This window comes from Luteimonas salinisoli, from assembly GCF_013425525.1.
GTDB lineage: Bacteria > Pseudomonadota > Gammaproteobacteria > Xanthomonadales > Xanthomonadaceae > Luteimonas > Luteimonas salinisoli.
Genome location: NZ_JACCKA010000083.1, coordinates 1 through 4386, shown reverse-complemented (window position 1 = coordinate 4386; position 4386 = coordinate 1). Strand labels below are relative to the sequence as shown.

The following is a 4386-nucleotide window of genomic DNA, read 5'->3' as shown; positions in this document are numbered from 1 at the left end:
GGCGCCGGAACCCAGCAGTGGGTGCTCGACGACACCCCGGGCCAGCTGCGCACCCGGCTGCACACCAGCCTGGCCGACAGCCGCCTGGAACTGGGCTACCTGGTGCAGCACCAGGACGCCTCCCGCGGCGGCCTGCGCGGCCAGGGCGTGGAGTTGGCCAGCGCCGGCTGGGGCAACGTCCACGCCGGCCAGGGCCTGCTGCTGTCCACCACCGCGCGGGCCGAAGGCGCCTCCACCCAGCTCGACATCACCGAGGCCGTGGCCCAGCTCAAGGGCGCCGAACGCACCGCCGAGGGCCTGCACGAGACCCTGCTGCAGCAGCAGGTACCGGGGTTCGACGCCAACGCCCGCCTCACCGCGCTGCGCGAGGCGCTCGATGCCGAGGTCGACGGAAAGTACGCCGACAGCGTCGCCGGCCAGTCGGCGATGAAGCCCGCGGGTGGCGGGCGCGAACCGGGCGAGGAACCGGTGGAGCGTTTCGCGGATCCCAAGCTGGTCGCCGAGTCGCCGGAGTCGATCGCGTTCGCGACGCAGAAGAGCGCGGTCGCCTACGCCGGCGGCGCCCTGCACCTGACCGCGCAGGCCGACGTCCAGCTCAGCGCCGGCCAGACCTTCGCCTCGGTCTCCGGCCAGCACGCCGCGCTTTACGCCCACGCCGGCCCGATCCGCGCCATCGCCGCCAACGGCCCGCTCAGCCTGCAGGCCCATACCGGCCCCCTCGAGCTGCTGGCTGACAAGTCGGTCACGCTCACCGCCACCGACGAGCGCATCGACGTGCTGGCCAACGAGAAGATCGTGCTGCAGGCGGGGCAGACGCAGGTGACGCTGGAGGGGGGTGACATCACCTTCGCGTGTCCGGGGAATTTCACCGTGAAGGCGGGGGAGCATCCGTTCCGGGGCGGCGCGAGCGGCGATGTCAGGCTCTCCCTGCCGGACGGCATCGTGAAGCTGGAACCGGACAGGATGCTCGACTTCTCCGGTTGAACGACCACCGACAAGGACGCCGACATGAGCGACGACAACGCTCCCGCACCCCTCAAGAAGTTCGTCTATCCGTTTCCGAAGACGGAGGCTCGCAATCCCGCCCAACCGGGAACGGTCGAGGTCACCAACGCCCAGGAGTATTTCCAGGCGCTTTCCCAGGCCGAGGATGGCTTCTACCCCATCGGCTATAACGGTCAGTGGCACGGCGGTATCCACTTCGGCGCCCAGACCGGCGCGACGCTGGCGCAGGACGGTGGTGTGCGCTGCATCGCCGATGGCGAGGTGATAGCGTGGAAGCTCGATGACGACTACCCAACCGTAGAGTACGCCAGCTGCGGCGCGGCCACGTATTCCACGGGGTTCGTGCTGGTGCGACACTGGCTGCGGCTGCCCAAGGCCGACGGTGCGCAGGCCGGTGGCGCGGCTACGGGCGAGTCCGCAGCCGCTAATCGAAGTGGGAGTGAGGAGCAGCAAGAGCCAAGCCTGCTGTTTCACAGCCTCTATATGCACTTGCTTAACTGGAAAAATTACCAGCAGGACGCGGACAAGGCGAGGCCTGCGTTCTGGGGTGAACCGCTGCATATCGTGGGCGAAAAGGCCACCGATGCCGACAGGACGCGAAATCCCTACATCCCTGAAAACGGCATCGGCTTGAATCTCCGCGACGCCAACCGCCAGGTCGTCGGCTTCGCGCCCCGCGGCACCAAGCTGAAACTGGGCGCCCGGCTCGGCACGACCGGTTATTACGCCGTCACCGAGGTGGTCGGTACCGCCTACCCAGAAGGGCTGGCCGGCGCCTACGCCTACAAGGCCGAGATTCCCGATACCGAGGTGGAGCCCGCCGAGGTCGGAAGTATCGTGATCCCGGACGCTCCTATCGAAATCAAGGCCGGCGATTTCGTCGGCCATTTGGGCCAGTATCAGCGCTACATCGACATGAATCCCCTCGGCTCGTCATGCAACGAGCGGCCGTTGATACAGGTGGATGTGTTCACCACGGAAGATATCAAATCCTTCATTGAACAGAGTAGGCAACGGGCAGCACAGTTGACCGATCGGCACAAGACCCTGCTCCTGATCGAGGAAGGCGCTCGACTGGTGCAGACAATGGACACTGCGATACCGGACGCAACGCAGCTCAACGCGCAAACCAATGGCACCGATGGCCCAGTTGTCGGCCACGCCCGCGTTCTGCCCATCAGCGTGCTGGATGAGCCCGTCAAGGAGGAAGATGGCACCCGCTGGTGGAAAGTGGAGGTGGGCACTGTTGAAGGAAGCAGCGCCTCGGGCTGGGTCCGGGAGAAGGGTCACACCAAGGTCGGCCTGTGCACCCCCTGGCACTGGCCGGGATTCGAGATCGTGGACATCGACGGCTCCACGCCGCGCGCGCTCTATGCACACCATGTAGTCCAGCAAGGCCATATCGTCCCCGATGAGCAGAGCGAACTGGAAACCGAAAGTGCCGGCGCCGAGGGCGGCATCCTGTTCCGCAAGTTGTATGACGTGCTCGACCTGGATGGGGACAAAAGCCTCACCCCACTGGAATTGCGGCAGGCCCTGCGTAAGCCTTGGCTGGCCCAGGCGCTCTCGCACCTGATCATCAAGCATGAGAGCGAATGGTCCGGCCCGATGGACAAATGGCGCGCTATGGACTAACTGATCCCGGATCGGCGCAAGAAAGACTGGGAGAAGGAGAAGGAGCGAATCGAGTCACTGCTATGGTGGGGGGAAGCTAAAGGCAAGCATGGCCTGTCCAACGAAGAGTCGCTTGTTGCCTACAACTTGCATCCAATCGGTCTGATAGAGACGTTCAGCGCTCGTGCACCCAGCATCACCGTGGAGATGCTTCAGCAGATCTTCACCACTGCTCCCGTGGATCGCCTTCGCTCAATCGTGGAGGAAGTAAACCAGAACATCGAAGACTACAAGCTCGACTCGCCACTCCGGCTGTCTCATTTCTTTTCGCAGGTCAGAGAAGAAGTCGGAAATAGTGCCAGTTTCACCGAGAGTCTCAACTACTCGCCCTCTGGATTAATCGCCACGTTCTCCTACTTCGCACGCAATTCGCAGGAAGCTCAAACCTATGGCCGCGCGAACGGTCGAAGTGCGGATGAGGAAGCCATTGCTAACCGTGCATACGGCAACCGCAATGGAAACGGCGACATAGCCAGCGGCGACGGCTGGCGGTACAGAGGCCGGGGCCTGAAGATGACAACTGGCAGGGGCAACTACCAAGACCTTCAGGACAACTATCACCTGGTTTGGCCGGGCACCGCTCCGGACTTCGTCGGCAATCCGGACCTCTTAAGGAAGGTCTGAACAACTCGTCCGTTCCGCGCGACAATAGCGCAACTTGATTGGGACAGCGATCGATGCAGCTGACGTTCGGTGACGCCGAGGGCTTGGGCAAGGGCAAGCGGACCCGCAAGGAGATCTTCCTGGCGGAGATGGACCAGGTGGTGCCGTGGAAGGCGCTGCTGGCGCTGATCGAGCCGCACTACCCGAAGACGGGCCGCCCCGGCCGCCAACCGTACCCACTTGCCACAATGCTGCGCGTCCACTTCCTGCAGCAGTGGTACGCGTTGAGCGACCCGGCGATGGAAGAGGCCTTGTACGACACTCCGGTGATGCGCCGGTTCGCCGGGCTCGGTGGGCTGGACGGCATCCCGGACGAGACGACAATCCTCAACTTCCGGCGATTGCTCGAGACGCACGACCTGGGCAGGCAGATCTTCGAGCAGGTCAATGCGCATCTGTCGCGTAAGGGCCAGAGCTTGCGCGCGGGCACGATCGTGGATGCGACGATCATCGCGGCCCCGAGCTCGACGAAGAACCAGGATGGCGAGCGGGATCCGGAAATGCACCAGACGAAGAAGGGCAACCAGTGGTACTTCGGGATGAAGGCGCACATCGGCGTGGACGAGGAGTCCGGGCTGGTGCACCACGTGGAATGCACGGCGGCGAACGCGGCCGACATCAGCCAGGTCCACAAGCTGCTGCACGGCAAGGAAGGCACGGTACGCGGCGACAGCGGCTACGCCGGCATGGACAAGCGCGAAGAACTGCAGGAGGTCCGGGCGGCTTTCGTGGTGGCGGAGAAGCCTTCGAAGATCCGCGCGATGAAGAACAAGCGCGACCGCCGGTACGCGGAGCGTTGGGAGCAGTACAAGGCGAGCCTGCGGGCGAAGGTCGAGCACCCGTTCCGGGTGGTGAAGCAGCAGTTCCGCCACATCAAGGTGCGCTACCGCGGATTGATGAAGAACACCGGCCAGATGCTGACGTTGTTCGCGTTGTCGAATCTGTGGATGGCGCGCCGGCACTTGCTGCCGGCGACGGGATAGGTGTGTCCCCCGGGCGGGGAACCCCGCCCAAATGCGCCGAAAACGGCGCAACGAGCGTCGC

The 4386-nt window shown here is 64.3% G+C and carries 4 protein-coding genes; all 4 read left to right on the top strand.

Annotation, left to right across the window (positions count from 1 at the left end):
* On the top strand, positions 1-984 hold a 984-nt coding region (locus H0E84_RS14975; RefSeq protein ID WP_180679453.1), incomplete at its 5' end, for a type VI secretion system Vgr family protein.
* Between the two features lie 24 nt (positions 985-1008).
* Positions 1009-2640: a hypothetical protein gene (locus H0E84_RS14970; protein ID WP_180679452.1), complete on the top strand. Its 1632-nt coding sequence runs from the start codon at positions 1009-1011 to the stop codon at positions 2638-2640.
* 186 nt (positions 2641-2826) lie between these two features.
* A complete protein-coding gene (locus H0E84_RS14965) occupies positions 2827-3303 on the top strand; it encodes a glycoside hydrolase family 19 protein (protein WP_180679451.1) in 477 nt (158 codons plus the stop codon).
* 53 nt (positions 3304-3356) lie between these two features.
* Complete coding sequence (locus H0E84_RS14960; protein ID WP_180677693.1) at positions 3357-4325, top strand: IS5 family transposase; 969 nt, start codon at positions 3357-3359, stop codon at positions 4323-4325.
* Positions 4326-4386: the final 61 nt, after the last annotated feature.